25 protein-coding genes and 1 other annotated feature are annotated in these 26,443 nt (G+C 56.6%); all 25 genes read right to left on the minus strand.

What is annotated here, in order from left to right:
- Positions 1-42: 42 nt before the first annotated feature.
- The 25 genes from tuf to ABEV74_RS07225 all read right to left on the minus strand — a co-directional run bounded on the left by tuf (position 43) and on the right by ABEV74_RS07225 (position 26,387).
- Positions 43-1,233 (minus strand): elongation factor Tu, encoded by a 1,191-nt coding sequence (tuf, locus tag ABEV74_RS07105; protein WP_062490496.1) that lies wholly within the window; start codon positions 1,231-1,233, stop codon positions 43-45.
- Positions 1,234-1,342: 109 nt separating this feature from the next.
- Positions 1,343-3,418 carry an elongation factor G gene (gene fusA / locus ABEV74_RS07110; protein ID WP_430144680.1) on the minus strand — a complete coding sequence of 692 codons (2,076 nt, stop codon included), beginning with the start codon at positions 3,416-3,418 and terminating at the stop codon, positions 1,343-1,345.
- Between the two features lie 28 nt (positions 3,419-3,446).
- The gene (gene rpsG, locus ABEV74_RS07115) at positions 3,447-3,917 is read right to left on the minus strand and encodes a 30S ribosomal protein S7 (RefSeq protein ID WP_062490492.1); all 471 of its coding nucleotides are present in this window, start codon (positions 3,915-3,917) and stop codon (positions 3,447-3,449) included.
- Between the two features lie 73 nt (positions 3,918-3,990).
- Entirely contained in the window at positions 3,991-4,410 is a 420-nt protein-coding gene (gene rpsL, locus ABEV74_RS07120; protein ID WP_062490489.1) for a 30S ribosomal protein S12, read from the minus strand.
- Positions 4,411-4,559: 149 nt separating this feature from the next.
- Positions 4,560-4,790 carry a ribosomal L7Ae/L30e/S12e/Gadd45 family protein gene (locus ABEV74_RS07125; protein ID WP_430144684.1) on the minus strand — a complete coding sequence of 77 codons (231 nt, stop codon included), beginning with the start codon at positions 4,788-4,790 and terminating at the stop codon, positions 4,560-4,562.
- A 153-nt stretch (positions 4,791-4,943) separates the two neighbouring features.
- The gene (gene rpoC, locus ABEV74_RS07130) at positions 4,944-8,570 is read right to left on the minus strand and encodes a DNA-directed RNA polymerase subunit beta' (protein WP_430144685.1); all 3,627 of its coding nucleotides are present in this window, start codon (positions 8,568-8,570) and stop codon (positions 4,944-4,946) included.
- 75 nt (positions 8,571-8,645) lie between these two features.
- On the minus strand, positions 8,646-12,209 hold the full coding sequence (rpoB, locus tag ABEV74_RS07135; protein ID WP_201024068.1) for a DNA-directed RNA polymerase subunit beta: 3,564 nt from the start codon (positions 12,207-12,209) through the stop codon (positions 8,646-8,648).
- Between the two features lie 514 nt (positions 12,210-12,723).
- Entirely contained in the window at positions 12,724-13,323 is a 600-nt protein-coding gene (locus tag ABEV74_RS07140; RefSeq protein WP_430144686.1) for a class I SAM-dependent methyltransferase, read from the minus strand.
- A gap of 183 nt (positions 13,324-13,506) precedes the next feature.
- The gene (gene rplL, locus ABEV74_RS07145) at positions 13,507-13,872 is read right to left on the minus strand and encodes a 50S ribosomal protein L7/L12 (RefSeq protein ID WP_062490479.1); all 366 of its coding nucleotides are present in this window, start codon (positions 13,870-13,872) and stop codon (positions 13,507-13,509) included.
- A 70-nt stretch (positions 13,873-13,942) separates the two neighbouring features.
- Positions 13,943-14,440 (minus strand): 50S ribosomal protein L10, encoded by a 498-nt coding sequence (gene rplJ / locus ABEV74_RS07150; protein ID WP_062490477.1) that lies wholly within the window; start codon positions 14,438-14,440, stop codon positions 13,943-13,945.
- Between the two features lie 61 nt (positions 14,441-14,501).
- Positions 14,502-14,672, minus strand: a sequence feature (ribosomal protein L10 leader region).
- Positions 14,673-14,687: 15 nt separating this feature from the next.
- Complete coding sequence (gene rplA, locus ABEV74_RS07155; protein ID WP_062490476.1) at positions 14,688-15,380, minus strand: 50S ribosomal protein L1; 693 nt, start codon at positions 15,378-15,380, stop codon at positions 14,688-14,690.
- Positions 15,381-15,510: 130 nt separating this feature from the next.
- Positions 15,511-15,936, minus strand: coding sequence for a 50S ribosomal protein L11 (rplK, locus tag ABEV74_RS07160; RefSeq protein ID WP_062490471.1), 426 nt, complete (start codon positions 15,934-15,936; stop codon positions 15,511-15,513).
- A gap of 97 nt (positions 15,937-16,033) precedes the next feature.
- On the minus strand, positions 16,034-16,567 hold the full coding sequence (nusG, locus tag ABEV74_RS07165) for a transcription termination/antitermination protein NusG (protein ID WP_062490469.1): 534 nt from the start codon (positions 16,565-16,567) through the stop codon (positions 16,034-16,036).
- Positions 16,568-16,590: 23 nt separating this feature from the next.
- Positions 16,591-16,800, minus strand: a complete 210-nt coding sequence (secE, locus tag ABEV74_RS07170) for a preprotein translocase subunit SecE (RefSeq protein ID WP_062490467.1) — start codon at positions 16,798-16,800, stop codon at positions 16,591-16,593.
- Between the two features lie 14 nt (positions 16,801-16,814).
- Positions 16,815-16,964, minus strand: a complete 150-nt coding sequence (gene rpmG, locus ABEV74_RS07175; RefSeq protein WP_062490465.1) for a 50S ribosomal protein L33 — start codon at positions 16,962-16,964, stop codon at positions 16,815-16,817.
- Between the two features lie 350 nt (positions 16,965-17,314).
- On the minus strand, positions 17,315-17,965 hold the full coding sequence (sigH, locus tag ABEV74_RS07180; protein WP_062490463.1) for an RNA polymerase sporulation sigma factor SigH: 651 nt from the start codon (positions 17,963-17,965) through the stop codon (positions 17,315-17,317).
- 93 nt (positions 17,966-18,058) lie between these two features.
- Positions 18,059-18,622: an NYN domain-containing protein gene (locus ABEV74_RS07185; protein WP_430144691.1), complete on the minus strand. Its 564-nt coding sequence runs from the start codon at positions 18,620-18,622 to the stop codon at positions 18,059-18,061.
- Positions 18,623-18,624: 2 nt separating this feature from the next.
- Positions 18,625-19,383, minus strand: coding sequence for a 23S rRNA (guanosine(2251)-2'-O)-methyltransferase RlmB (rlmB, locus tag ABEV74_RS07190; protein ID WP_430144693.1), 759 nt, complete (start codon positions 19,381-19,383; stop codon positions 18,625-18,627).
- Positions 19,370-19,900, minus strand: coding sequence for a Mini-ribonuclease 3 (locus ABEV74_RS07195; protein WP_430144695.1), 531 nt, complete (start codon positions 19,898-19,900; stop codon positions 19,370-19,372). The genes rlmB and ABEV74_RS07195 overlap by 14 nt, the downstream gene beginning before the upstream one ends.
- Positions 19,897-21,342 carry a cysteine--tRNA ligase gene (gene cysS, locus ABEV74_RS07200; RefSeq protein WP_430144698.1) on the minus strand — a complete coding sequence of 482 codons (1,446 nt, stop codon included), beginning with the start codon at positions 21,340-21,342 and terminating at the stop codon, positions 19,897-19,899. The genes ABEV74_RS07195 and cysS overlap by 4 nt, the downstream gene beginning before the upstream one ends.
- Position 21,343: 1 nt before the next feature.
- Positions 21,344-22,000: a serine O-acetyltransferase gene (gene cysE, locus ABEV74_RS07205; protein WP_430144701.1), complete on the minus strand. Its 657-nt coding sequence runs from the start codon at positions 21,998-22,000 to the stop codon at positions 21,344-21,346.
- 543 nt (positions 22,001-22,543) lie between these two features.
- Positions 22,544-24,010 carry a glutamate--tRNA ligase gene (gene gltX, locus ABEV74_RS07210; protein ID WP_430144704.1) on the minus strand — a complete coding sequence of 489 codons (1,467 nt, stop codon included), beginning with the start codon at positions 24,008-24,010 and terminating at the stop codon, positions 22,544-22,546.
- Between the two features lie 44 nt (positions 24,011-24,054).
- Complete coding sequence (gene ispF, locus ABEV74_RS07215) at positions 24,055-24,537, minus strand: 2-C-methyl-D-erythritol 2,4-cyclodiphosphate synthase (RefSeq protein ID WP_430144707.1); 483 nt, start codon at positions 24,535-24,537, stop codon at positions 24,055-24,057.
- Entirely contained in the window at positions 24,534-25,238 is a 705-nt protein-coding gene (gene ispD / locus ABEV74_RS07220; protein ID WP_062490451.1) for a 2-C-methyl-D-erythritol 4-phosphate cytidylyltransferase, read from the minus strand. Before ispD ends, ispF begins: the two co-directional genes overlap by 4 nt.
- 51 nt (positions 25,239-25,289) lie before the next feature.
- Positions 25,290-26,387, minus strand: coding sequence for a PIN/TRAM domain-containing protein (locus tag ABEV74_RS07225; RefSeq protein ID WP_430144710.1), 1,098 nt, complete (start codon positions 26,385-26,387; stop codon positions 25,290-25,292).
- Positions 26,388-26,443 lie beyond the last annotated feature (56 nt).

Consider the following 26,443-nt stretch of genomic DNA (forward strand, 5'->3'; position numbering starts at 1 on the left):
GAGTGGAGGCTTTCGGATCGTTGCGGCTATCGCCGCCCGGTCTTATTTTTGGATCGTAGCAACCGCGCCAGCGCCTACCGTACGGCCGCCTTCGCGAATCGCGAAGCGGGTACCTTCTTCGATCGCGATCGGAGCGATCAGTTCAACCGTAACGGTGATGTTGTCGCCAGGCATAACCATTTCCGTGCCTTCCGGCAGGTTGATGATGCCCGTAACGTCGGTCGTACGGAAGTAGAACTGCGGACGGTAGCCCGTGAAGAACGGTTTGTGACGGCCGCCTTCTTCTTTGGTCAGGACGTAAACTTGAGCGGTGAATTGGGTGTGCGGTTTAACCGAACCCGGCTTGGACAGAACTTGTCCACGCTCGATTTCTTTACGATCCACACCGCGGAGCAGCGCACCGATGTTGTCGCCTGCTTGAGCGGAGTCGAGCAGTTTGCGGAACATCTCAACGCCCGTTACGACGGTTTTCTTCGTTTCTTCGTTCAGACCGACGATTTCAACTTCGTCGCCGACTTTAACCGTACCACGCTCTACGCGGCCCGTAGCAACCGTACCGCGGCCCGTGATCGTGAACACGTCTTCGACCGGCATCAGGAACGGTTTTTCCGTATCGCGCTCAGGCGTCGGGATGTAGCTGTCGATTTGCTCGAACAGTTCGATGATTTTTTGAGCCCATTCGCCTTCCGGATTTTGCAGCGCTTCGCGAGCGGAACCGCGGATGATCGGCGTGTCGTCGCCCGGGAACTCGTATTCGTTCAGCAGGTCGCGAACTTCCATTTCAACAAGTTCGAGCAGTTCTTCGTCTTCGACCATGTCGCATTTGTTCAGGAAGACGACGATGTAAGGAACGCCTACCTGACGGGAGAGCAGGATGTGCTCGCGCGTTTGCGGCATCGGGCCGTCAGCGGCGGAAACGACGAGAATCGCGCCGTCCATTTGGGCAGCACCGGTGATCATGTTTTTAACGTAGTCGGCGTGGCCCGGGCAGTCAACGTGCGCATAGTGGCGGTTCGGCGTTTCGTACTCAACGTGAGCCGTCGAGATCGTAATGCCGCGTTCGCGCTCTTCCGGAGCTTTGTCGATTTGATCGAAAGCTACGGCAGAACCGCCGTATTTTTTAGCCAGAACGGTGGTGATTGCTGCAGTCAGCGTCGTTTTACCATGGTCGACGTGTCCGATGGTACCGATGTTAACGTGCGGTTTAGTACGTTCAAATTTAGCCTTAGCCATTGAACATTTGCCTCCTTAATATAAGGTAGTGATTTTTATGTGATAATCCCGGTTGCCCTTGCGCCTGCTCGGCGCATCGAGGCACCGGGTCATACATATTGTGGTTCTGTTATTCACCTTTGTGTTTCGCGATAATCTGTTCGGCGATCGATTTCGGAACTTCTTCGTAGTGAGAGAGTTCCATCGAGAAGACGCCGCGGCCCTGGGTACCGGAACGAAGCGTAGTGGAATATCCGAACATCTCGGAGAGCGGCACTTTCGCGCGGATGATTTGCGCGCCGGAGCGCGAATCCATCCCTTCGATGCGGCCGCGCCGGGAGTTCAGCATTCCCATAACGTCGCCCATGTATTCCTCAGGAACAGTAACCTCGACTTTCATGATCGGCTCGAGAAGAACCGGGTTACATTTGTCTTTCGCCGCTTTCAGCGCCATCGAACCGGCAATTTTGAACGCCATCTCGGACGAGTCGACGTCATGGTACGATCCGTCGAAAATCGTAGCTTTGATGTCTACGACCGGGTAACCGGCAAGAACGCCATTTTTCATGGCTTCTTCAATACCCGCTTGTACAGCCGGAATGTACTCTTTCGGTACGACACCGCCGACGATTTTGTTTTCAAACTGGAATCCGCTGCCGGGCTCGAGCGGTTCGAACTCGATCCAGACGTGGCCGTATTGACCGCGGCCGCCGGATTGACGAACGAATTTGCCCTCGACCTTCGCAGGCGTGCGGAACGTTTCGCGATACGCAACCTGCGGTTTGCCGACGTTGGTCTCGACTTTGAACTCGCGAAGCATGCGGTCGACGATAATCTCGAGGTGAAGCTCACCCATACCGGAGATGATCGTTTGGCCCGTTTCTTCGTCCGTATAAGCGCGGAACGTCGGGTCTTCTTCGGCCAGCTTGGACAATGCTACGCCCATTTTGTCCTGGTCGGCTTTCGTCTTCGGCTCGATCGCGATTTCGATAACCGGCTCAGGGAAATTCATCGATTCCAGTATAACCGGATGTTTCTCGTCGCACAACGTGTCGCCCGTGCCCGTGTCTTTCAGACCGACGGCCGCAGCGATGTCGCCTGCGTAAACTTCCGAAATTTCCTGACGGCTGTTCGCGTGCATCTGCAGAATCCGGCCGATTCTCTCGCGCTTGCCTTTCGTGGCGTTGAGCACGTACGAACCGGAGTTCAGAATGCCCGAATAGACACGGAAGAACGTCAGCTTGCCGACGAACGGGTCGGACATAATTTTGAACGCCAGCGCCGCGAACGGCTCGTTGTCGTCGGATTTGCGGGTCGTTTCCGTCCCGTCCGGCAAAACACCTTTGATATCCGGCACATCGACCGGCGAAGGCAAATAATCGACAACAGCGTCAAGCATCACTTGAACGCCTTTGTTCCGATAAGAGGAACCGCAGACTACCGGGAAGATTTTCACTTCGCACACGCCTTTGCGCAGCGCGGCTTTCAGTTCTTGAACGGTGATTTCCTCACCCTCAAGATACTTCATTGTCAAATCTTCGTCCAGCTCGGCAACTTTCTCGACAAGCTCCGCACGAAGCTCTTCGGCCTTGTCTTTCAGTTCGTCCGGAATGTCGGTTTTCTCCGGCTCTTTGCCCAGATCGTCCTTGTAAATGTAAGCGACGCGCTCGATCAGGTCGATAACGCCGACAAAGTCGTTCTCGGCGCCGATCGGCAGCTGGATCGCTACGGCGTTCGCTTGCAGACGATCGCGCATATCCTGAACGACATTCAGGAAGTCCGCGCCGATGATGTCCATTTTGTTCACGTAGGCGATACGAGGAACCCGATATTTGTCGGCTTGGCGCCAAACGGTTTCGGATTGCGGCTCTACGCCTTCTTTTGCGCTGAAGACCCCAACAGCCCCGTCCAATACGCGTAGGGAACGTTCGACTTCAACGGTGAAGTCAACGTGTCCCGGGGTGTCGATAATGTTGATGCGGTGACCTTTCCACTGGGCGGTCGTCGCGGCGGACGTAATCGTAATGCCGCGCTCCTGCTCCTGTTCCATCCAGTCCATCGTAGCGGAGCCTTCATGCACTTCGCCGATTTTATGGGTACGGCCCGTATAGAACAGAATCCGCTCCGTAGTCGTCGTTTTGCCCGCATCAATATGCGCCATGATCCCGATATTGCGCGTATTTTTCAAGGAGAACTCTCTTGCCATTCAATTGTCTCCTTTCGTTATGCGAATCCTACCAGCGGTAATGCGCAAACGCTTTGTTTGCTTCCGCCATTTTGTGCGTATCTTCGCGCTTCTTCACCGATGCGCCCGTGTTGTTCGATGCATCGATGATTTCAGCGGCCAGACGCTCTTGCATCGTCTTCTCGCCGCGGCTGCGCGAGTAATTCACCAGCCAGCGGAGACCGAGCGATGTCCGGCGTTCCGGCTTCACTTCAACCGGCACTTGATAGTTCGCGCCGCCTACACGGCGGGCTTTGACTTCGAGAACCGGCATAATGTTTTTGATAGCCGCTTCGAATACTTCCATCGGATCCTTGCCCGTACGCTCCCGAACGATGTTGAACGCATCGTACAGAATTTTTTGGGCAACGCCGCGCTTGCCGTCGATCATAATACGGTTGATCAGACGCGTCACGAGCTTGCTGTTGTACACCGGATCCGGCAGCACGTCGCGTTTGGCAACTGGACCTTTGCGTGGCATGCGATAATCCCCCTTTCCCCATATCGTCGCCAGGCCGGCATGAACGCTTGCCCGGCTCTATCCGATTACGATATTATTTCTTGTCTTTCGGACGCTTCGTGCCGTATTTGGAACGGCCTTGCTTCCGGTTGTTGACGCCCGCGGTGTCGAGAGCGCCGCGAACGATATGGTAACGAACACCCGGCAGGTCTTTGACCCGGCCTCCGCGAACGAGCACGACACTGTGCTCTTGCAGGTTGTGACCGATACCGCCGATATAAGCCGTTACCTCAACGCGGTTGGTCAAGCGCACCCGCGCGTATTTCCGCAATGCGGAGTTCGGTTTTTTCGGCGTCATCGTCCCTACGCGAGTGCACACACCGCGTTTTTGCGGGGAGCTTTGGTTCGTCTCCTCGCGTTTCAGAGCGTTGAACCCTCTTTGCAGGGCAGGCGATTTCGATTTCACGACTTTAGCCTGGCGGCCTTTGCGAACCAGTTGGTTAATTGTTGGCATGTTGCCACCCCCTTCCCATAAGGCTGCTGTTTCCTGAAAACATTCCCGTCTTTCAAGTCCACAGATCCAGGCGGTTCATAATGAAACGCACAAACGTTTTTGCCGTCCGGCCTTTATACAAAGTCACTTCCGGCAAAAACGTCCGTTTCTTATTTCTCATCAGGGATAACCGCGGCCATAGCGGCTCCGACGTCGATCCCGCATGTTGCCCCGAGATTCTTCATCGTGTCGACCCACTGGACCGGTATCCCCGCCGTTTCACACAGCGCAACGACCTTCTTCACAATACGGGGATCTGCGTCTTGCGCAACATAGACGAGCGTGGCGAGCCGTTGCTCCACCGCTTTCGTCGTTTGCTTCGTGCCGATTCGGATAGGCATGAAATCACCTTTCTCCTCTAAAAAAGCAGAAGAACATACAGGCACACTCCGATATATTATCATCTTGATTCCGGCATTGTCAAGAAAGATGTGCACGAGCTTCAGAATAAAAGATCGCCGCGCGTTGCACGCGGCGATCGCCCTGGCAACTCGTCAAGACTCTATCGAAACCGTTTCGTTTTCGAGATGTTCTTCCGGCTGAGCCTCTTCCTCATCCAGCCCGGCAAAGCGAATGTTGCGATAACGGCTCATGCCCGTACCGGCAGGGATAAGCTTGCCGATAATGACATTCTCCTTCAGGCCGAGCAGCTGGTCGACTTTGCCTTTGATTGCCGCATCGGTCAGAACGCGCGTCGTTTCCTGGAACGAAGCGGCCGAAAGGAACGAATCGGTCTCAAGCGACGCCTTCGTAATCCCGAGCAGAATCGGCTTGGCGACCGCAGGCTCGCGTCCGGCCAGAATCGCTTCGCGGTTTGCTGCCTCGTATTCGTGAATATCGACGAACGAACCCGGCAAGAGCGGCGTGTCGCCGGCTTCCACAATCCGGATTTTCCGCAGCATTTGCTTGATCATGACTTCGATATGCTTGTCATTGATCTCAACACCCTGGTTCCGGTATACGCGCTGCACTTCCTGCAGAATGTAGTTCTGCACGCCGCGTATCCCTTTAATGCGCAGCATATCTTTCGGGTCGATCGAGCCGTCCGTCAGCTCGTCGCCGGCTTCGACGACCTGACCTTCCGTTACCCGGATGCGCGAACCGTACGTGACGGAATAAACTTTGGACTCCGCCTCGCCCTCGACTTCGATTTCGCGGCGGTCCTTCGCTTCGCGAATGCTCTTGATCGTGCCGTCCAGCTCGGAGATAATCGCCTGGCCTTTCGGATTGCGGGCCTCGAACAGCTCCTGAATCCGCGGCAAACCTTGCGTAATATCGTCTCCGGCGACGCCCCCGGTATGGAATGTCCGCATCGTAAGCTGGGTTCCCGGCTCGCCGATGGATTGGGCCGCGATAATGCCCACCGCTTCGCCGATTTCGACAAATTTCCCGGTCGCCAGATTGCGGCCGTAGCAAATTTTGCATACGCCGTGGCGGGCGCGGCAGCTGAGCACGGAACGGATCTGGAGCTTTTCGATGCCGGCCTTGACGATGGCGTCCGCCTTGCTCGCATCGATGAGCTCGTTGCGGCCCACGATAATTTCGCCCGTTTCCGGATGGCGAACCGTCTCGAACGAATACCGCCCTTCGATGCGGTCATACAGATCCTCGATAACTTCTTTGCCGTCTTGGATTTTGCCGACCGTGAAGCCTTTGTCCGTACCGCAATCCTCTTCCCGAACGATGACGTCCTGCGCGACGTCGACCAGACGGCGGGTCAAATAACCCGAGTCGGCCGTACGCAGCGCCGTGTCCGCGAGACCTTTCCGAGCACCGTGCGTGGAAATATAGTACTCCAGCACCGTCAGCCCTTCGCGGAAGTTCGACTTGATCGGAAGCTCGATAATCCGGCCCGACGGGTTCGCCATGAGACCGCGCATCCCGCCCAGCTGGGTAATCTGCGATTTGTTACCCCGCGCTTTGGAGTCGACCATAAGCATGATCGAATTGTAGCGGTCCATCGATTTCATCAAAATATCGGTAATCTGGTCCTTCGCCCGGCTCCAGATTTCGATAATTTTGTCGTACCGCTCTTCGTTCGTAATAAGACCGCGGCGATACTGATTCATGACGATGCGGACCTTCTCCTCGGATTCGCGGAGGATATCCTGCTTTTCTTCCGGCACGACAACGTCGGCCACGGCAATCGTAATCCCCGCGCGCGTGGAATACGAGAAGCCGAGCTGCTTGATCCGGTCGAGAATAATCGCGGTCTGCGTCGTCTCATAGGCGCGGAAGCAATGGGCGATGATCTGACCCAAATATTCTTTGCCGATAGCGCCCATTTGCGGCACGTTGTGCATAAACTCCCGCAAATCCGCGCCCTTCTCGAACACAAAATATTTGTCCGGCGTTCCTTGCAGCAAGTTCGCCTTCGAAGGTTCGTTGATGTAAGGGAACGTATCCGGGAAAATTTCGTTAAAAATAATTTTACCGACCGTCGTGGACAGCAGCGCCCGCTGCTGCTCTTCGGTAAACGATTTTTTCTTCAGCGCCTTGGCCGGAATGAAGACGCGCGCATGCAACGATACGACTCCCCGCTGATAAGCGGAAACCGCTTCGTTCACGCTTGCGAACACCGATCCGCTGCCTTTGGCCTCCACGTTGTCCATCGTCAAATAGTAGCTGCCGAGCACCATGTCCTGGGAAGGCGTAACGACCGGCTTGCCGTCCTTCGGGTTCAGAATGTTGCCCGAAGCGAGCATCAAGAGCCGCGCCTCGGCTTGCGCCTCGGCCGACAACGGAACGTGAACGGCCATCTGGTCGCCGTCAAAGTCCGCGTTGTACGCGGTACATACGAGCGGATGCAGACGGATAGCCCGGCCTTCCACCAGAATCGGCTCGAACGCCTGAATGCCGAGACGGTGCAGCGTGGGAGCGCGGTTGAGCAGCACCGGATGCTCCTTGATCACTTCTTCGAGCACGTCCCAGACTTCCGGGCTTACGCGCTCGACCTTCCGCTTGGCGCTCTTGATGTTATGGGCAAGTCCTTTGTTTACAAGCTCCTTCATGACGAACGGCTTGAACAGCTCGAGCGCCATCTCTTTCGGAAGCCCGCACTGATACATTTTCAGGCTCGGCCCGACAACGATAACGGAACGGCCGGAATAGTCAACCCGTTTGCCCAGCAGGTTCTGACGGAAGCGGCCTTGCTTCCCTTTCAGCATATGGCTGAGCGATTTCAGCGGCCGGTTGCCTGGACCGGTAACGGGACGTCCGCGGCGGCCGTTGTCGATCAGCGCGTCGACCGCTTCCTGCAGCATCCGTTTTTCGTTCTGCACGATAATGTCCGGCGCGCCGAGATCCAGAAGTCGCTTCAGACGGTTGTTCCGGTTAATGACGCGGCGGTACAGATCGTTCAGGTCGGAAGTGGCGAAACGTCCGCCGTCAAGCTGCACCATCGGCCGGAGCTCCGGCGGAATGACGGGCAGCACGTCGAGAATCATCCATTCCGGACGATTGCCCGAATTGCGGAACGCTTCGATCACTTCCAGCCGCTTGATCGCACGGTTGCGGCGTTGGCCCTGAGCGGTCCGCAGCTCTTCCTTCAGCGTCTCCACTTCTTTGTCGATGTCGATATCTTGCAGAAGCTTCTTGACGGCTTCAGCGCCCATGCCCGCCTGAAAACCGTAACCGTATTTTTCCCGGTAGCTCCGGTACTCCTTCTCGGAAAGCAGCTGTTTCTTCTCGAGCGGCGTATCGCCCGGATCGGTTACGACATACGATGCAAAATAGATGATCTCTTCCAGCGAACGGGGCGACATGTCGAGCGCAAGCCCCATTCGGCTCGGAATGCCTTTGAAATACCAGATATGCGAAACGGGAGCGGCCAACTCGATATGTCCCATCCGTTCCCGCCGAACTTTCGCCCGGGTCACTTCAACGCCACAGCGGTCGCAAACGACGCCTTTATAACGCACCCGTTTATATTTGCCGCAATGACATTCCCAGTCCTTCGTCGGTCCGAAAATCTTCTCGCAGAACAAACCTTCTTTTTCCGGTTTGAGCGTCCTGTAGTTGATCGTTTCCGGCTTTTTGACTTCTCCGCGCGACCACGAACGGATTTTGTCCGGCGAAGCCAGCCCGATCTTCATGTACTCGAAGTTGTTCACGTCCAACAAGGAGCAACCCTCCTTCGTCTTGGTTACCGAAACCCCGGATGACGTCCGCCAGGGGACGTCATCCGCCACATGTCGTTATTCTACGCCAACCTCGGCGCCTTCCAGATTCAGGTTCAGCTTGTCGCCGCCTGTCTCTTCTTCGTCGTCGATCTCTTTCATTTCGATCTCTTCTTCGTTCTCGGTCAATATTTTCACATCCATGCCGAGGCTCTGAAGCTCCTTGATCAAAACTTTGAACGACTCCGGAACGCCCGGTTCCGGCACGTTCTCGCCTTTGACGATCGATTCGTACGTTTTGACCCGGCCGACGACATCATCGGACTTGACGGTCAAAATCTCCTGCAGCGTATACGCCGCTCCGTACGCTTCAAGCGCCCAGACTTCCATCTCGCCGAAACGCTGGCCGCCGAACTGCGCCTTGCCGCCGAGCGGCTGCTGCGTAACGAGCGAGTACGGACCGGTGGAACGAGCGTGAATCTTGTCGTCGACCATGTGCGCAAGCTTGATCATGTACATGACGCCGACCGTAACCTCGCGTTCGAACGGTTCCCCCGTTCGTCCGTCGTACAGCAGCGTCTTGCCGTTGCGCTGCATGCCGGCCTCTTCCATCGAGTCGAACACGTCATGCTCGGTTGCGCCGTCGAATACGGGCGTGGCGGCATAAATGCCGAGCCGTTTGCAGGCCATGCCGAGGTGAACCTCCAGCACCTGGCCGATATTCATCCGGGAAGGGACGCCCAGCGGGTTGAGAACAACCTCTACAGGTGTGCCGTCCGGAAGGAAAGGCATGTCTTCCTCCGGCATAATTCTGGCGATGACGCCTTTGTTGCCGTGGCGGCCCGCCATCTTGTCGCCTTCGGAAATTTTCCGCTTCTGCGCGATGTAGACGCGCACCAGCTGATTGACGCCGGGCGGCAGCTCGTCGCCGTTCTCGCGGGTGAATACTTTGACGTCGACGACGATGCCGTCGGTGCCGTGAGGCACGCGCAGAGACGTGTCCCTTACTTCCCGGGCCTTCTCGCCAAAGATCGCATGCAGCAGACGCTCTTCCGCCGTCAGCTCCGTCACGCCTTTCGGCGTCACTTTGCCAACGAGAATATCGTTCGCGCTGATCTCGGCGCCGACCCGGATAATGCCGCGCTCGTCGAGATTTTTGAGCGCTTCTTCCCCGACGTTCGGGATATCGCGCGTGATTTCTTCCGGACCGAGCTTCGTATCCCGGGCTTCGGATTCATATTCCTCAATGTGAATGGACGTATAAACATCCTCTTTCACCAGTTTCTCGCTGAGCAGGATGGCATCCTCGTAGTTGTAGCCTTCCCATGTCATAAACGCGACGACGACGTTGCGACCAAGCGCCAATTCGCCTTGCTCTGTGGACGGACCGTCCGCCAAAATGTCGCCTTTTTTCACCTGGTCGCCCTTGCGGACGATCGGCCGCTGATTGATGCACGTTCCCTGGTTCGAACGCATAAACTTGTACAGCTTGTGCTTCACCAGATCGCCCGTCACCATTTTGCCGTCTACGTTCTCGACGCGGCGAACCCAAATTTCGTTGGCCGTTACGCGTTCCACGATGCCGTCATGCTGCGACACGACGCATACGCCCGAGTCTTTGGCAGCCTTGTGCTCCATGCCCGTACCGACGAGCGGCGCTTTCGGAACGAGAAGCGGAACGGCTTGCCGCTGCATGTTCGAGCCCATGAGCGCGCGGTTAGAGTCGTCGTTCTCGAGGAACGGAATAAGCGCGGTCGCAACCGAGACGACCTGCTTCGGCGAAACGTCCATATAATCGACGCGGTCGCTCGGCATCGTCAAAATATTGTCCGCCTGCTTGTTGTAACGGACGATGACCATGTCGTCTTTGAATCTGTTGTCTTCCGTCAATTCCGCGTTCGCCTGGGCGATGACGTAGTTGTCTTCTTCGTCCGCCGTCAAATACGCGATCTGGTCCGTTACGCGATTTGTCTTCGGATCGACCCAGCGATACGGCGTTTCGATAAATCCGTATTCGTTAATCCGGGCGTACGTGGACAACGAGTTGATCAGACCGATGTTCGGTCCTTCCGGCGTCTCGATCGGACACATCCGGCCGTAATGGGAATGGTGAACGTCGCGCACTTCCATGCCTGCGCGTTCCCGCGTCAAGCCGCCCGGTCCGAGCGCGGACAGGCGCCGCTTATGCGTCAACTCGGCAAGCGGGTTCGTCTGGTCCATAAATTGGGACAGCTGCGAAGAACCGAAAAATTCTTTGATCGACGCGATAACCGGACGGATGTTGATCAGCGCCTGCGGCGTAATCGCATTGGCGTCCTGAATGGACATCCGTTCGCGCACGACGCGCTCCATCCGCGAAAGACCGATGCGGAACTGGTTCTGCAGCAGTTCCCCGACGGAACGAAGCCGGCGGTTGCCGAGGTGGTCGATATCGTCCGTGCTGCCCACACCGTGCAGCAGGTTAATGAAGTAGTTGATCGACGCGATAATGTCCGCCGGCGTAATATGTTTGACGGACTTGTCGATATTGCCGTTGGAGATGACCTTGATAACCTGGTTTTCGTCCAAAGGCGAGAATACACTGATAGCTTGAAGCGGAATACTATCCGCATCAAGAATGCCATTCGAGACATGATAAGTTTTAAAACCGACGTTGTTCTCCAGATGAGGCATGATCTCGTCCAAAAGACGACGGTCGATCATTTGGCCCGCTTCGGCGATAATTTCGCCGGTCGTCGGATCGACAAGCGTTTCCGCCAGACGTTGGTTGAACAGACGGTTTTTGATGTGAAGCTTTTTGTTGATTTTGTAACGTCCGACGTTGGCGAGGTCGTACCGTTTCGGATCGAAAAAGCGCGCAATGAGCAGGCTTTTCGCGTTTTCCAGCGTCGGCGGCTCGCCGGGACGAAGGCGTTCGTAAATTTCGATCAGCGCTTTCTCCGTCGAGTCCGTATTGTCCTTGTCCAGCGTGTTGCGTATATATTCGTCATGACCGAGCAAATCCAAAATTTCGGCATCCGTGCCAAAGCCGAGCGCGCGAAGGAGCACCGTAACCGGGATTTTCCGGGTGCGGTCGATGCGAACATAAATAATGTCCTTCGTGTCGGTCTCCAGCTCCAGCCATGCGCCCCGATTCGGAATGACGGTCGCCGTGTACGTCTTTTTCCCGTTCTTGTCTATTTTCGTGCTAAAATAGACGCTGGGGGAGCGTACCAATTGACTGACAATAACCCGTTCGGCCCCGTTAATGATGAACGTACCGGTGTCCGTCATCAGCGGGAAATCGCCCATAAACACTTCCTGCTCTTTCACTTCGCCCGTTTCCTTGTTGATCAGCCGCACTTTTACGCGCAGCGGTGCGGCATACGTGACGTCGCGTTCCTTCGATTCATCTACTGAATATTTCGGTTCGCCCAGGCTGTAATCGATAAATTCCAGCGACAGGTTACCCGTAAAATCCTGAATCGGAGAGATGTCCTGAAACAGTTCCAGCAGGTCCTGCTCGAGAAACTTCTCGTACGATTTCTGTTGGATTTCAATCAGGTTCGGAACTTCGAGCACTTCTTTGATACGGGCGTAACTTCTCCGCGTGCGTCGACCATACTGAACAAGATGTCCTGCCAACTTAACCTCACCCCTCATGCAAGCGTAAACGGCCTCGCCCGGCATGCAGCCGACGAAGCTTCCGTTTCGCGATAAAATCCAAGCAAAGTACAGAAGCGGATCTTATACTTCCCTGGATTTTTAAGAAACGGGAAAAGGAAACCCTTTTCTTTCAGAATCATAAATAAAGAAAAGCCCTTATCGAAATAGGTTCGAAAAAAGAGCATCTTTCCAGCAACCAAACCGATTCGCGGCGCGGGCGCGTACGGTTCCATATCTAGTAATTTAGCCCAAAATGTAAACATTATACGTCAAATGTCAATTTTTTATGCATGCCGCGCTAATTATTTTATTCGATAACGATGCCGGCTCATACCGTACCGCAATTATACGGGCCAGCTTCGCGGCAAAAAACTCTTGACATTTTAGTACACTAAAGATATTGACCCCATTCTCATGCTGACATTTAATAATGATACCATATTGAAAAAGTCAAGTCAACAAAGAACTTCCTTAACAGGATGCTGCTTCGTCGCCGTCTGCGTCTATTCGTCTATCTCTTGACTGCTTTCAATATCCAGTACCCTTTGTCTCTCGCGATCAGGTCCGCATTGCCAAATACCTCTGTCAGCTTCGCTTGCGCGGATGGCGCGCCTTGCTTCTTCTGGATAACGACCCACATCGCCCCGCCCGGAACGAGCAGCGTCCAGCCTTCCTCAAAAATGCGGTGAACGATCGATTTCCCTGCCCGGATCGGAGGATTCGTCAGCACGACATCGAACGATCGGCCGCGCACCGCTTCGAACAGATCGCTCTGACGGATATCCACATTGGAAATGCCGTTCAGCGCCGCATTTTCCTTCGCCAATTCGACAGCCCGCTCATTAATATCGATCATCGTCACCCGACCCTTCGGGGCGAGCCTGGCCGCGGCAAGCCCGATCGGCCCGTACCCGCATCCGACGTCAAGCACCTCGGCGTCGAGCGGCACGTCCATCGTTTCGATCAGCAGACGGCTGCCGAAATCGACATTCGATTTGGAGAAGACGCCGGCGTCCGTTACAAACCGAAACGCTAACCCTCGCAGCGTCGCTTGCCGAATATGGCGGTCGTGCGCGACTCCGGGCGTTCTCGAATAGTAATGGTCGGACATGTCGATAACCTCCTGATACCTTTGCGCAGCAAAGACGACTATTGGAAGCATCCGCTTATCCTTCTGGGAGAAAAGGCTGTTTCGCAGGCTTCCGCTTAACCGATGCGAAGTAAGACTACGGCTTAGCGAGCGAACCCCCTGCAGCGAGAGTGCTGCAAGGGGTTCGCCTTAAGCAGATCAAGCTTATTTCAATTCTACGGAAGCGCCGGCTTCTTCCAGTTTCGCCTTGATGGCTTCCGCTTCTTCTTTGCTGACGTTCTCTTTGAGCGTCTTCGGCGCGCTGTCGACAAGGTCTTTCGCTTCTTTCAGGCCGAGACCCGTAATTTCGCGAACGACTTTGATAACGTTGATTTTGGATGCGCCAGCGTTTGCGAGAACGACTTCGAATTCCGTTTGCTCCGCAGCTTCTGCAGCAGCGCCGCCGCCTGCAACAACCGCTACCGGTGCAGCAGCCGTTACGCCGAATTCTTCTTCGATCGCTTTAACCAGCTCGTTCAGTTCGAGAACGTTCATGCCTTTAATGGCTTCCAGAATTTGCTCTTTACTCATGGTTAAACCTCCATAATTTTGATTTTATATCGTTGCAAGTTTGGCCGGGACATGCCCGCCATTAAAGAAATCAAGCCTCTTGCTTCTCCGCGACAGCCTTGACCGCGAGCGCGAAGTTGCGGATCGGCGCTTGCAGTACACTAAGCAGCATGGACAACAGACCTTCGCGGGAAGGCAGGTCCGCGAGCGCTTTGAGCTGCTCGACTCCGACGACTTGCCCTTCGAGCACGCCGCCTTTCAGCTTCAGCGCTTCGTTCTTTTTCGCGAATTCGTTCAAAATCTTCGCCGGCGCTACAACGTCGTCCTTGCTGAAAGCGATCGCCGTCGGTCCCGTCAGCACCTCGTTCAGTTCCGACAACTCCGCCGATTCCGTCGCACGGCGAACAAGCGAATTTTTCAGCACCGAAAATTCAACGCCGGCTTCACGCAGCTGTTTGCGCAGCTCCGTCACTTGAGCGACGTTCAAGCCCCGGTAATCTGCGACTACCGTGCAAGAACTCTCGCGCAGCTTCGTGGAAATTTCCTCGACCGCTTGCTGCTTCTCCTGAATGATTCTTGCGTTTGCCAAACTGTACACCTCCCGTTGGTTCATGGTAGACATTCATTGCGCCCGGCACCCGTCTTTTGGCGAAGGCCATAATAAATGGCCTCCGCAGACGGCGAAGGCCATGACGGTCCGTTCCGCGATACGGCTTCCGTAACTCGGAAACCCGCTATCGCCAAAACGATTTATCATAACACCTCGGTAGGAAATTAAGCCCTTGGGCACCTACTGTCTACGGTATGCATATTCGAATGTCGGTTCCGTTTTATTCTCAGCGGAATGCCGCCGTGTTCACGCGGACGCCAGGGCCCATCGTCGAAGAAACGGAAATGTTTTTCAGGTAAACCCCTTTGGCCGCAGCCGGTTTTGCACGGTTCAGCGCTTCGATCAGCGTTTGCAGATTCTCGGCCAGCTTCTCGGCGTCGAACGACACTTTACCGATCGGGGCATGGATTTGACCTGCTCGGTCGAGACGGTATTCGATTTTACCCGCCTTGATTTCCTGTACGGCTTTCGCCACGTCGAACGTAACCGTACCGGCTTTCGGGTTCGGCATAAGGCCTTTGCCGCCCAGAATCCGTCCAAGCTTACCAACTTCGGCCATCATGTCCGGCGTTGCAACGCAGACGTCGAACTCGAACCAGCCTTGTTGGATTTTGTTGATCATATCCGAATCGCCGACATAATCGGCGCCGGCAGCTTCGGCTTCCTTCGCTTTTTCGCCTTTGGCGAATACAAGCACGCGCTTCGTTTTGCCCGTACCGTGCGGCAGAACGACAACGCCGCGCACCGCCTGGTCTTGCTTCCGCGGGTCTACGCCCAGACGGACGGCAACCTCGACTGACTCGTCGAATTTGGCCGATGCGCCTTTCTTTACGAGCTCGATTGCTTCGAGCGGCTCATAAGTCGCTTCGCTGTCAATCAGCTTGGCGGCTTCAAGATACTTCTTGCCGTGTTTGGCCATTTGAATTTCCTCCTCCTGTGGTTATAGCGGACGTCCTTGCCGGACGTTCCTCCCACGCCGCGAAGCGCCTGGCGCTCCGCATGCGATCCCGCTTGCGCGGGCCGCCGGATCCTGATCGGACGCGGCGATATCAGTCCTCGATCACGACGCCCATACTGCGCGCGGTGCCTTCCACCATACGCATTGCCGCTTCGACCGAAGCCGCGTTGAGATCGGGCATCTTCTGCTCCGCGATTTCGCGGATTTTAGCGCGTTTCACGGTAGCGACCTTCTTCTTGTTCGGCTCGCCGGAACCTTTTTCGATTCCCGCCGCGACGCGAAGCAGAACAGCTGCCGGAGGCGTCTTCGTTTCAAACGTGAACGAGCGGTCTTCGAAAACGGTAATGACGACCGGAATGATCAATCCGGACTGATCGGCGGTACGGGCGTTGAACTCTTTACAAAACGCCATAATGTTGACGCCGGCCTGACCGAGTGCGGGACCGATTGGCGGAGCCGGGTTGGCTTTGCCTGCGGGAACCTGCAGTTTGACCACTTTGATGACCTTCTTTGCCATGTTGCACACCTCCTTGCCTCATTCTGCATGAAGCGGGCCATTCATCCCGCCTTCGCCGGAGGGAACCGACGAATCCGGAAACCGGATATTTAAAAATTTATATCTTTTCCACTTGAGTGTAGTCCAGCTCAAGCGGGGTTTCCCTGCCAAACATGTTGACATGCACCTTCAGCTTGCTTTTGTCGGGGATGATTTCTTCCACCGTACCGACAAAATCGGCGAAAGGACCTACTTTTACGCGAACAGTCTCTTTCAGCTCGAATTCAATCTTCGGCTTCGGTTCCTCGATACCCATATGGCGCAAAATTTGCTCCACTTCGTCGGGCATTAGCGGAATCGGCTTCGAGCCGGAGCCGGTCGAACCGACAAATCCCGTCACGCCGGGCGTATTGCGAACAACATACCAGGAATCGTCCGTCTGGATCATCTCCACAAGGACGTAGCCGGGATAAACTTTGCGCATGACGGTTTTTTTCTTCCCGTCTTTGTTCACAAGTTCCTCTTCCATCGGCACGAGAACACGGAAAATTTTATCTTCCATGCCCATCGAGCTTACCCGGCGTTCCAGGTTGGCTTTTACTTTGTTCTCATACCCCGAGTAAGTATGGACGACATACCATCTTTTCTCCATCATAATCCACCTTTGGAATCTTCTTAAACAATCAGTCCGACCAATTCAGAGATCCCGATGTCAAGAAGCCAAAAGTAAATGGTCACAAGGACGATCGTCACAAGGACGACAATCGTATAGCTTGTCAACTCTTTACGATTTGGCCAGCGGACTTTCTTAAGCTCCGCCCAGCTGTCGGCAAAGAAACCGAACGTCGTCCCGAAGCCCTGCTTCAGCTTGCCCAAAAATGCCACGTCGACACCTCCTATTATCTCGTCTCGCGATGAGGAGTATGCTCGTTGCAAAACTTGCAAAACTTCTTCATCTCGATGCGGTCGGGGTGGTTGCGCTTGTTTTTGGTCGTCGTGTAGTTTCTCTGTTTGCAATTCGTGCAAGCAAGCGTAATAATAACCCGCATGTTGAAAGTACACCTCCCGAGCTGCTTACTGTAAAATCAAGAACACGATGTCGCGTTATGTTAAACGATAACATCTGCATCTGAGCAATACGGAGCCAATAGAAAAAAAACCTCGCACTTAAGGCTACCTAAAACAATTTATCATATGGGTCAGGGAGTGTCAACGAAAAGATTGGCTTCGTACTGCGCCCGGGGCGGAAAGCGGTCGGCAAGGACGGCGCGTTCAGGCTTCGATTTCGGAATCCCGTACCAGTATGTCCCGAATTTTCCATCGGCAAACATGCAAAAACGCACGGTGTCCCCGTGCGCTCTCTCGCCGAAGGCTATGTCGTCCGAACGCTTCGCCGGCTTTAGCCCCCTACGTTGCGAACTTCCAAATACCGTTCCAGCTTTCGCTTTACCCGCTGCAATGCGTTGTCGATCGACTTGACGTGCCGGTCGAGATCAACCGCGATCTCCTGATAAGAGCGGCCGTCCAGGTACAGCATCAGCACCTTCCGTTCCAGGTCGCTCAAAATCTCGGACATTTTATCCTCCAGCCCGACAAATTCTTCCTGATTGATAATCAGCTCTTCGGGATCTGAAACCCGGGTGCCGCAGATGACGTCCAGCAGGGTGCGGTCGGAATCTTCATCGTAGATCGGCTTGTCCAGCGAAACGTAGGAATTGAGTGGAATGTGTTTCTGGCGGGTGGCCGTTTTGATCGCGGTGATAATCTGGCGGGTAATGCACAGTTCGGCAAAAGCTTTGAAGGAGGACAGCTTGTCACCCTTGAAATCGCGGATCGACTTGTACAAGCCAATCATGCCTTCCTGAACGATATCTTCCCGGTCGGCGCCGATCAGAAAATAGGAGCGAGCCTTGGCCCGGACAAAATTTTTATATTTGTTGATCAGATACTCCAGCGCCTCGCTGTCGCCATCGCGGACCGCATCCACGACATCCTCGTCCGTTCTGCAGTCGTAATCCTTCGTACTCCATTCTTTGAGGTCGATGCTCACGAACTATCCCTCCGGCCTGCATGGCGTGCAGTATTATGCCAGACTCCGCACTAGCAAATATAGACACAGTATACATGATCGCGTCTGACACCGTCAACCGCGGCCCTTTTTGCCACTACCCCCTTCGCTGTCCGATACGGTTCCGCGCCTCATACGCTCCAACTGCATGCGGACATCCAGGCTCAGCTTCCCGTCCAGCGTCATGCGCATCTCGGGACGTTCCTCCCGCAGCGTCTGCTCGATCCGGTTGCGGCAATGCTCGATATCGAGCCGCAGTTCGCGCGCCGATACGCGCAAGGCTCCCTTGCCGAAAGCGACATGTTGTTCCACCAGATCGGAAGTGGCCACATAAATATTGCGCCCTCTGCGCTGCAGGTCGATGACCAGCCGCTCAATGCACTCGTCCGCCGTCTCCTTTTCTTTGGTAAAGAGCACCGTCAGCTTGTGCTGCCGATATTTCGCCCCGAGCCCCGGAACCTGATGGGCGTCGAAGACGACGTAAATGCGCATGCCCGTGAACCCCTGATAGTCCGCCAGCAAATCGAGCAGCCGGTCGCGGGCGCCTTCCATGTCCGTATCCTTCAGCTTCTCCAGCTCCGGCCAGGCGCCGATCATATTGTAGCCGTCGACCAGAAGCACATCCTCACGCTTTTGCACGTTCAGCCGCCCCGCCGCTGGCGGACAACCTCGTACATCAGCACACCGGCCGCCACCGATGCGTTCAGGGAATTGAGCCGTCCGAACATCGGCAGCCGTACGAGAAAGTCGCATTTCTGTTTGACCAGCCGGCCGATGCCTTTATTTTCGTTGCCGATGACGACGGCGAGCGGCACATTGAAATCGGCCCGGTACACATCCTGCCCGGCGGCGACATCCGTACCCGCAATCCAGATGCCGGCTTCTTTCAGGCGCTCCATCGTCTGAGCCAAATTGGTCACCCGGGCGACCGGAACATATTCGGCCGCGCCCGCGGACGTTTTGGAGACGGTGGCCGTCAGACCGACCGACCGCCGCTTCGGAATGATAACCCCGTGCACCCCCGTGCATTCCGCCGTCCGCAGAATCGATCCGAGGTTATGCGGGTCCTCGATTTCATCCAGTATGAGCAAGAAGGGCGACTCTCCCCGGGCGCGCGCCAGATCGAGCAGTTCTTCGACCTCGGCGTACCGGTATGGCGCCGCTTGCGCGATTACGCCTTGATGCGCCGCTCCCGGCACCATCTGGTCAAGCTTGCGCCGGTCGACGGCTTGAACGACGATGCCGGCCTTTCGCGCTTCGCCGACAATGTGCGACAATCCTTTCTGCGAGCCTTCGGCCACCCAGATTTTGTTGATTTCTCTGCCGGCGCGCAGCGCTTCGAGCACGGGGTGCTTGCCGGCAATCCACTCATTCGGGTCTTGTTGCTTATTTCGTTCCATCGTGACCAGGTCCTCCCAAGCGGATGACATAATCGAACAGCTCGCGCAGCCGTTCTCCCCGCCGTTCATAATATAAATAGCCGACCAGACACTCGAGCGCCGTCGCCTGGCGGTAATCGGCCACATCCGCATTTTTCGGCGGCGCGCCGGACTTCGCATTGCGACCGCGCCGGACGATATCCGCCTCTTCTTCCGTCAAGAGCGGCTCCCACCGCTCCAGAATGCGGCGCTGCGCCTTGGCCGATACCCATCCGGTCGCTTCCCGGTGCAGGTGATGCGGCTTATGGTTCGTCATGGCGACAAGCCGCTGCCGGATCATAAGCTCGAACACGGCATCCCCGATATAGGCGAGGACGGCAGGATTCAACAAATGCGCCGGCTTATCCGGCTCGAAATACAGCCAGTCCGGCTCGTCCGCCGCCCGGGATTCCCCGGCCGCGGTCGCGGCACGAAGTTCCGCGCCTTCCGCGCCGCCAGCCTTGGCAAAGCCCGGGCCGCCTTCCGAAGGCCCGCTCATTTGCGCCGCCATCGAAGCCCTTGCGGGGTATCTTCCAGCACGATGCCCTGCGCGGCGAGCAAATCGCGAATTTCGTCTGCGCGCGCCCAATTTTTGGCTTTCCGCGCTTCGGCCCGCTCCGCGATCAAGCGCTCGACTTCCTCGTCAAGCAGCCCGTTCGCCTCCTCCGGCGAAGGCAACAGGCCGAGCACGTCGTCCATGCGCAGCAGCAGATCGGCGAGCGCCCGAAGGCCGGACGCCGTGGCAACGTCGCGCTGCATGTACTGGTTCGCCTCCGCCACGAGATCGAACACGGCCGTTATCGCATCCGGCGTATTGAAATCGTCGTCCATCTTGGCCCGGAACCGGTCCAGAATTTCCCGCAGCCGTTCGTCCAGCGCTTCATCTCCGGAAGGAAGCGGCGGCTCGTTCAGCTTGCGAACCTCCGTAACCGGCTCCGCTCCGATCGCCGCCATCCGGTGGTGCAAATTGCTGTTGCAGTTGGCGATCCGCAAAACGCTGTTCTCCGCCTGACGAATCGTGCTGTCGCTGAAATTGAGCGGGCTTCTGTAATGGGTGGCAAGCATGAAGTACCGCACCGCTTCCGGCTTCGTCCGCTTCAGCAGTTCGCGGACCGTTATGCCGTTACCGAGCGATTTCGACATTTTTTCATTGTTAATGTGGATGTACCCGTTATGCATCCAGTAGCGCGCCAGCGGCTTGCCGGTCAGCGCCTCCGATTGCGCCACCTCGCATTCGTGATGCGGAAACTGCAGGTCATGGCCGCCGCCGTGAATGTCCAGCGTGTCGCCGAGATAATGGCGCGCCATGGCCGAGCATTCGATATGCCAACCCGGGCGGCCCGGCCCCCAAGGGCTATCCCACGATATTTCCCCAGGTTTGGCCCCTTTCCACAGCACGAAATCTTCCGGATTTTCCTTGCGCTCGTCGACTTCGATGCGGATGCCGAACTGCAGCTCCTCCAGATTCTGGTGCGACAGCTTGCCGTACTCCCCGAACTTGCCGGTGCGGAAATAGACGTCGCCGCCGCTCGCGTATGCGAAGCCTTTGTCCTCGAGCCCTTTAATAAAAGCCACGATATCGTCGATATGTCTCGTCACCCGCGGGTTTCGGGTTGCCCGGCGGACACCGAGCGCGGCAATATCCTCTTCGAATGCCGCGATGAACCGGTCCGCCACCTCCGGCACCGTCGACCCGAGCTGTTCGGCTTTGCGAATCAGCTTGTCGTCCACATCGGTAAAGTTGACGATATAAGTGACCTCGTAGCCCGACGCTTCCAGATAACGGCGGACAACGTCGAACAGAATAGCCGGCCGCGCGTTGCCGATATGAATATAATCGTATACGGTCGGGCCGCAAACATACATCTTGACCTTGCCCGGTACGAGCGGTTCGAACGTTTCCTTCTCGCGGGTTAGCGTATTGTAAACTTTCAAACTCATGTTAGACCTTCTCCTTCGCTCTCTCCTCCCGAAGCCGCTGCAACTCGGCTTTCAGGCTGTCGATCTCGTTCTGCATATTGCGGCACAGATCGATAACGGGGTCGGGCAGACGCGTATGGTCGAGCCGGTCGCCAACCCGCTCGCCGTTGCGCTTGACGATGCGTCCGGGGATGCCGACGACCGTGCTGTTCGGCGGCACCTCCCGCAGCACGACCGAGTTGGCGCCGATATTGCTGTTGTCGCCGACCCGGAACGATCCGAGCACTTTGGCTCCCGAAGCGATGACGACGTTGTTGCCGATCGTCGGGTGCCGTTTGCCTTTCTCTTTGCCCGTTCCGCCCAGCGTAACGCCCTGGTAAATGACGACATCGTCGCCGATTTCGCATGTCTCGCCGATCACGACGCCCATGCCGTGGTCGATAAACAGCCGGCGGCCGATTTTGGCGCCGGGATGAATTTCGATGCCCGTCATGAACCGGCTGAACTGGGAGATGATCCGGGCAATCGTGAACCAGCCCCGTTTGTATAAAGCATGCGCAATCCGATGCATCCATATGGCATGAAGACCCGAATACGTAAATATGACTTCAAATTTGCTGCGGGCAGCCGGGTCGTTGTCGAAAACGGCCTGGATGTCCGAACGTATATTGTCGAACATAACCGATCCCCTTCTTCTACGACTTCGCCATTTGCCCGGCGAAGCTTTCTTTCGCGGTAAAATCGGAGCCGCATGCCAAAAGCGAACGCCTCCGCAGCCCGAAGCTGCAGAGGCGTTCAATTCGCGGTTCCACTCTGCTTGGGGAGAAATTCCCCATCTCTGTCGCCCGATAACGCGGGCACGCGTTGCCGCCTACCCCGCGCTCAACGCCGGAACGATCGGCCGTTCGGCCGGATCCCGAAGCGCATTGGCGCGGCTCGGAGCAAGGCTCCCAGGCGCATCTTCCGCCGACCGGGAACAGACGACTTCCAGCCCCGGACCTTCGGAGCTTAATAGCCCGAACGGCCCTTGATCGTCCTCTCTGCGAACCCGTCTTCGGCGTACTTCTCCTGTTCAATGCCTTTCAAACGTATCCATATACAATTCATACTTCAGTATACGTCATCGACGTTTATGTGACAATACCCGCTCTGCAAGCGATATCTTCCGGTCGTGCCGCAAATTGCCTCGCTTGCGGCCGGCCGCCCGGGCCGCGCCGATCGGTCAGCGCCCCAGCCTCGCCCGCAGCCTGGCGACGACGCGCTCCCGTCCAAGCAGCGCGATCGTCTGGTTCAGATCGGGTCCGTGCGTTTGCCCGGTCAACGCCGCGCGAATCGGCATGAACAGCTGCTTGCCCTTGAATCCGGTCGCTTGCTGAACGGCTTTCACGATCGCCTTTACGCCGTCCGCATCGAACGGCTCCCCGGCTCCCGCTTCCATTCGCTCCAGCAGCGCCTCCAGCACGGCGGGAACATGCTCCTCTGCCAGCACTTCCGCCGCTTCCGGCTCGTCTTCTGTCGATTCGCGGAAGAACAGCTCGGTCTTAGGCACAATTTCGGCAGCGAAATCCAGCTTATCCCGGTACAGCTCGACCAGATTCCGGACCCACTCCCGCGCCGCTGCGTCAAGCTCGGCAGGAACCCGCCCTGCCCGCTGCAGATGAGGCAGACACATGTCGACAAGCCGCTCCGGTTCGAGCCGTTTCAAATATTCGTTGTTCATCCAGCGCAGCTTGCTCGTGTCGAATACGGCCGGACTTTTGCTCAGCCGCGCGGCGTCGAACTGTTCGATCAGTTCCTGGCGGCTGAAGATTTCCTGTTCCCCGGCCGGAGACCAGCCGAGCAGCGCGATGAAATTGAACAATGCTTCCGGCACATAGCCAAGCTCGTCATATTGCTCGATGAACTGGATGATCGATTCGTCGCGCTTGCTAAGCTTCTTCCTCGCTTCGTTCACGATCAGCGTCATATGGCCGAACTGAGGGGGCTCCCAGCCGAACGCCTCGTAGATCATCAGTTGGCGGGGCGTGTTGGAGATATGGTCTTCCCCGCGCAGCACATGGCTGATTCGCATTTCATGGTCATCGACGACGACGGCGAAATTATAGGTGGGGATGCCGTCCTTCTTCACAATGACGAAATCGCCGATGCCGTCGGATTCGAAGGAAATCTCGCCCTTCACCATATCGTGGAACTTGTAGGTCTTGCCTTCCGGCACGCGGAACCGGATGCTGGGACGGCGCCCTTCGGCCTCGTAAGCGCGGCGCTGCTCCTCCGTCAAATTGCGGTGCTTGCCGGAATAGCGCGGCGTTTCGCCGCGCGCAATCTGCTCCTCGCGTTCCCGCTCCAGCTCCTCTTCCGTGCAGTAGCACGGATAAGCAAGCCCTTTGTCGATCAGCTCCTGCCAATACCGGCGATAAATATCGAGCCGTTCCGTCTGGCGATAAGGACCGTATCCGCCGCCGATATCGACGCTTTCGTCCCAATCGATGCCGAGCCATTTCAAATATTTCAGCTGATTCTCTTCGCCGCCGGCGACATTGCGCTTGACGTCGGTATCTTCGATGCGAACGATCAATTTTCCGCCCTGCTTGCGGGCAAACAAATAATTGAACAAGGCCGTTCTTGCGTTGCCGATATGCAGATGTCCCGTCGGCGACGGCGCATACCGGACCCGGATTTCCTGCGTCATCCCTGACAACCCCTTCTCTCGCACTCCCGAAATTTATTTCGTAATCATAGCATATCCTTGACCAGACAGACAACAGATTGGGCCGCAATTCCTTCCCCTCTGCCCGTAAAACCGAGATGCTCGGTCGTCGTCGCCTTCACGTTCACCTGCGACGTGTCCGCATCCAGCGCCTTCGCGATCGTCTCCGCCATCTGCGGGATATAAGGCGCCATCTTCGGTCGCTGCGCGATGATGGTGGCGTCGGCGTTGCCGAGCCGATATCCCCGCTCCCTGGCCATCTCCCACACCCGCTTGAGCAGCTGCAGGCTGTCGGCGTCCTTGTACGCCGGATCGGTATCGGGAAAATGCCGCCCGATGTCGCCAAGTCCCAGCGCGCCCAGTACGGCATCGGCAACCGCGTGCAGCAGCACGTCGGCGTCCGAATGGCCGAGCAGTCCTTTCTCGTACGGAATTTTCACCCCGCCAATGATGCAATCGCGGCCTTCGGCCAATTGATGCACGTCGAAGCCTTGTCCCACTCTGATCATGCTCCGTTCCCCTCTCCATCCCGTCTGTTCAGCAGAAACTCCGCCCATGCCAGATCGTCGGGCGTCGTAATTTTTATATTGGTATAATCGCCTTCGACAACCGCGACCGGCGCGCCCGTCCGCTCCACCGCCATCGCGTCGTCGGTGCCGAGGAAGCCTTCCGCAGCGGCCCGCTCCAGCGCCTCCTGCAGCAACGAACGGCGAAAAGCTTGCGGCGTCTGTATCGCCCACAAGCTTCGTCGATCCGGCGTCGAGGCAATCAGCCCGTCCGGGCCAACCTGCTTGATCGTATCCTTGACCGGCACGGCCAGCACCGCCGCCCCGACACGCTCCGCCGCCGCGCAGCAAGCGCGGATCGACGACGCGCGGACGAACGGGCGCACCCCGTCATGCACCATCGCCCAATCCGTTCCGAGGGCTGCCAGGCCCCGCATGACCGAATGCTGCCGCTCGCGGCCGCCTTCGACAATCGCGCGAACCTTCGTCAAACCGTATCGGCTCGTCCATTCCGAGCACCGCCCGATGTCGTCCTTGCCGACGACAAGCGCGATTTCGGCAATTTCCGCCATCGACTGGAACGTCTCCAGCGTATGGACGAGAATCGGCTTGTCCCGCAGCAATAAATATTGCTTGCTTTCCGCCGTGCCCATCCGGGTTCCCCTGCCGGCCGCCACGACGACGGCGCCCCATTCGTTTCCCATCGCTCAACCTGCCTTGCTGTCAGTAGTGTGCAACAGTTTAATGATAACCTGTTACAGCGCTTTTTCCAACAGCTTCGGTTTGGCGAATATCATTCGGCCTGCCGATGTCTGCAGCACGCTGGTGACCAGCACCTCCATCGTCGTGCCGATATAATCGCGTCCGCCTTCCACGACGATCATCGTGCCGTCATCCAGATAGGCGACGCCTTGACCGTGCTCCTTGCCATCCTTGATAACCTGCACGACAATTTCTTCCCCTGGCAGCACGACCGGCTTGACGGCATTCGCCAGATCGTTGATATTCAGCACCGACACGCCCTGCAGCTCGCACACTTTGTTCAGGTTGAAGTCGTTCGTGACGACTTTTCCCCGCAGCGCCTTGGCCAGCTTGACCAGCTTGCTGTCCACTTCGCCGATCTCCTCGAAGTCGCCCTCGTAGATTAACACCTTGACGTCGAGTTCTTTCTGGATTTTGTTCAAAATATCAAGGCCGCGCCGTCCGCGGTTGCGCTTGAGCAAATCGGACGAATCGGCGATATGTTGAAGCTCCTCAAGCACGAATTCGGGAATAACAAGGGTTCCTTCAATAAATCCGGTCTTGCAAATGTCCGCAATACGTCCGTCGATAATGACGCTTGTGTCCAATATTTTATGCTCTTCGAAGCCATCAACCTCTTCCTGGGGCACTACGGGTTTTCGCGACTCGACAAGCGCTTGCCAGCCTGCCGCAAGTTCGGCGCGCTTGCTAAGGCCGAGCCTCATGCCGACGTAGCCGAACATCAGCGCCGCCGCAGCCGGCGCAAGAGTCCACACGCCGTCGAATTTGGCCATCGCGGGATACAGAAGAGCCGCCAGCAGCAATCCCGCCGCCGCGCCGGCCGTCCCCGCCGCAAGCTCTTCGGCCGGCATACCGGCCGTCCGTTCGGCGCTGCGTTCCAGCCACAGCACAATCCGCCCTGCCATGGCCGCAGCCAGAAGCAGGCCCAGAACGGCGCCGGCCGCGACATGGCCGTAATACCCCAAGGAACGCTGCAGGATGCCAAACGCCTGCTCGGTCCAGATTTGTCCGGGATTCAAGTTGTCGTATACTTCCGCACCAGCCATACCGCCGGCCAGGATGCCAAGAAACTGAATTATTTTTTTAACCAATGCCATCCACCTCCGTTACTAGTATGTTCCAATTCCGGATAGGTTAATCGCGGATG

This window comes from Paenibacillus cisolokensis, from assembly GCF_050481165.1.
Taxonomy (GTDB): domain Bacteria; phylum Bacillota; class Bacilli; order Paenibacillales; family Paenibacillaceae; genus Paenibacillus_AH; species Paenibacillus_AH cisolokensis.

Excerpts from the sequence above, each read along its gene's own strand:
- tuf (WP_062490496.1), bottom strand. The coding sequence starts at position 1,233 with ATGGCTAAGGCTAAATTTGAACGTACTAAACCGCACGTTAACATCGGT.
- fusA (WP_430144680.1), bottom strand. The coding sequence starts at position 3,418 with ATGGCAAGAGAGTTCTCCTTGAAAAATACGCGCAATATCGGGATCATG.
- rpsG (WP_062490492.1), bottom strand. The coding sequence starts at position 3,917 with ATGCCACGCAAAGGTCCAGTTGCCAAACGCGACGTGCTGCCGGATCCG.
- rpsL (WP_062490489.1), bottom strand. The coding sequence starts at position 4,410 with ATGCCAACAATTAACCAACTGGTTCGCAAAGGCCGCCAGGCTAAAGTC.
- ABEV74_RS07125 (WP_430144684.1), bottom strand. The coding sequence starts at position 4,790 with ATGCCTATCCGAATCGGCACGAAGCAAACGACGAAAGCGGTGGAGCAA.
- rpoB (WP_201024068.1), bottom strand. The coding sequence starts at position 12,209 with ATGAGGGGTGAGGTTAAGTTGGCAGGACATCTTGTTCAGTATGGTCGA.
- ABEV74_RS07140 (WP_430144686.1), bottom strand. The coding sequence starts at position 13,323 with ATGTCCGACCATTACTATTCGAGAACGCCCGGAGTCGCGCACGACCGC.
- rplL (WP_062490479.1), bottom strand. The coding sequence starts at position 13,872 with ATGAGTAAAGAGCAAATTCTGGAAGCCATTAAAGGCATGAACGTTCTC.
- rplA (WP_062490476.1), bottom strand. The coding sequence starts at position 15,380 with ATGGCCAAACACGGCAAGAAGTATCTTGAAGCCGCCAAGCTGATTGAC.
- rplK (WP_062490471.1), bottom strand. The coding sequence starts at position 15,936 with ATGGCAAAGAAGGTCATCAAAGTGGTCAAACTGCAGGTTCCCGCAGGC.
- nusG (WP_062490469.1), bottom strand. The coding sequence starts at position 16,567 with ATGGAGAAAAGATGGTATGTCGTCCATACTTACTCGGGGTATGAGAAC.
- rpmG (WP_062490465.1), bottom strand. The coding sequence starts at position 16,964 with ATGCGGGTTATTATTACGCTTGCTTGCACGAATTGCAAACAGAGAAAC.
- rlmB (WP_430144693.1), bottom strand. The coding sequence starts at position 19,383 with ATGGAACGAAATAAGCAACAAGACCCGAATGAGTGGATTGCCGGCAAG.
- ABEV74_RS07195 (WP_430144695.1), bottom strand. The coding sequence starts at position 19,900 with ATGAGCGGGCCTTCGGAAGGCGGCCCGGGCTTTGCCAAGGCTGGCGGC.
- cysS (WP_430144698.1), bottom strand. The coding sequence starts at position 21,342 with ATGAGTTTGAAAGTTTACAATACGCTAACCCGCGAGAAGGAAACGTTC.
- cysE (WP_430144701.1), bottom strand. The coding sequence starts at position 22,000 with ATGTTCGACAATATACGTTCGGACATCCAGGCCGTTTTCGACAACGAC.
- gltX (WP_430144704.1), bottom strand. The coding sequence starts at position 24,010 with ATGACGCAGGAAATCCGGGTCCGGTATGCGCCGTCGCCGACGGGACAT.
- ispF (WP_430144707.1), bottom strand. The coding sequence starts at position 24,537 with ATGATCAGAGTGGGACAAGGCTTCGACGTGCATCAATTGGCCGAAGGC.
- ispD (WP_062490451.1), bottom strand. The coding sequence starts at position 25,238 with ATGGGAAACGAATGGGGCGCCGTCGTCGTGGCGGCCGGCAGGGGAACC.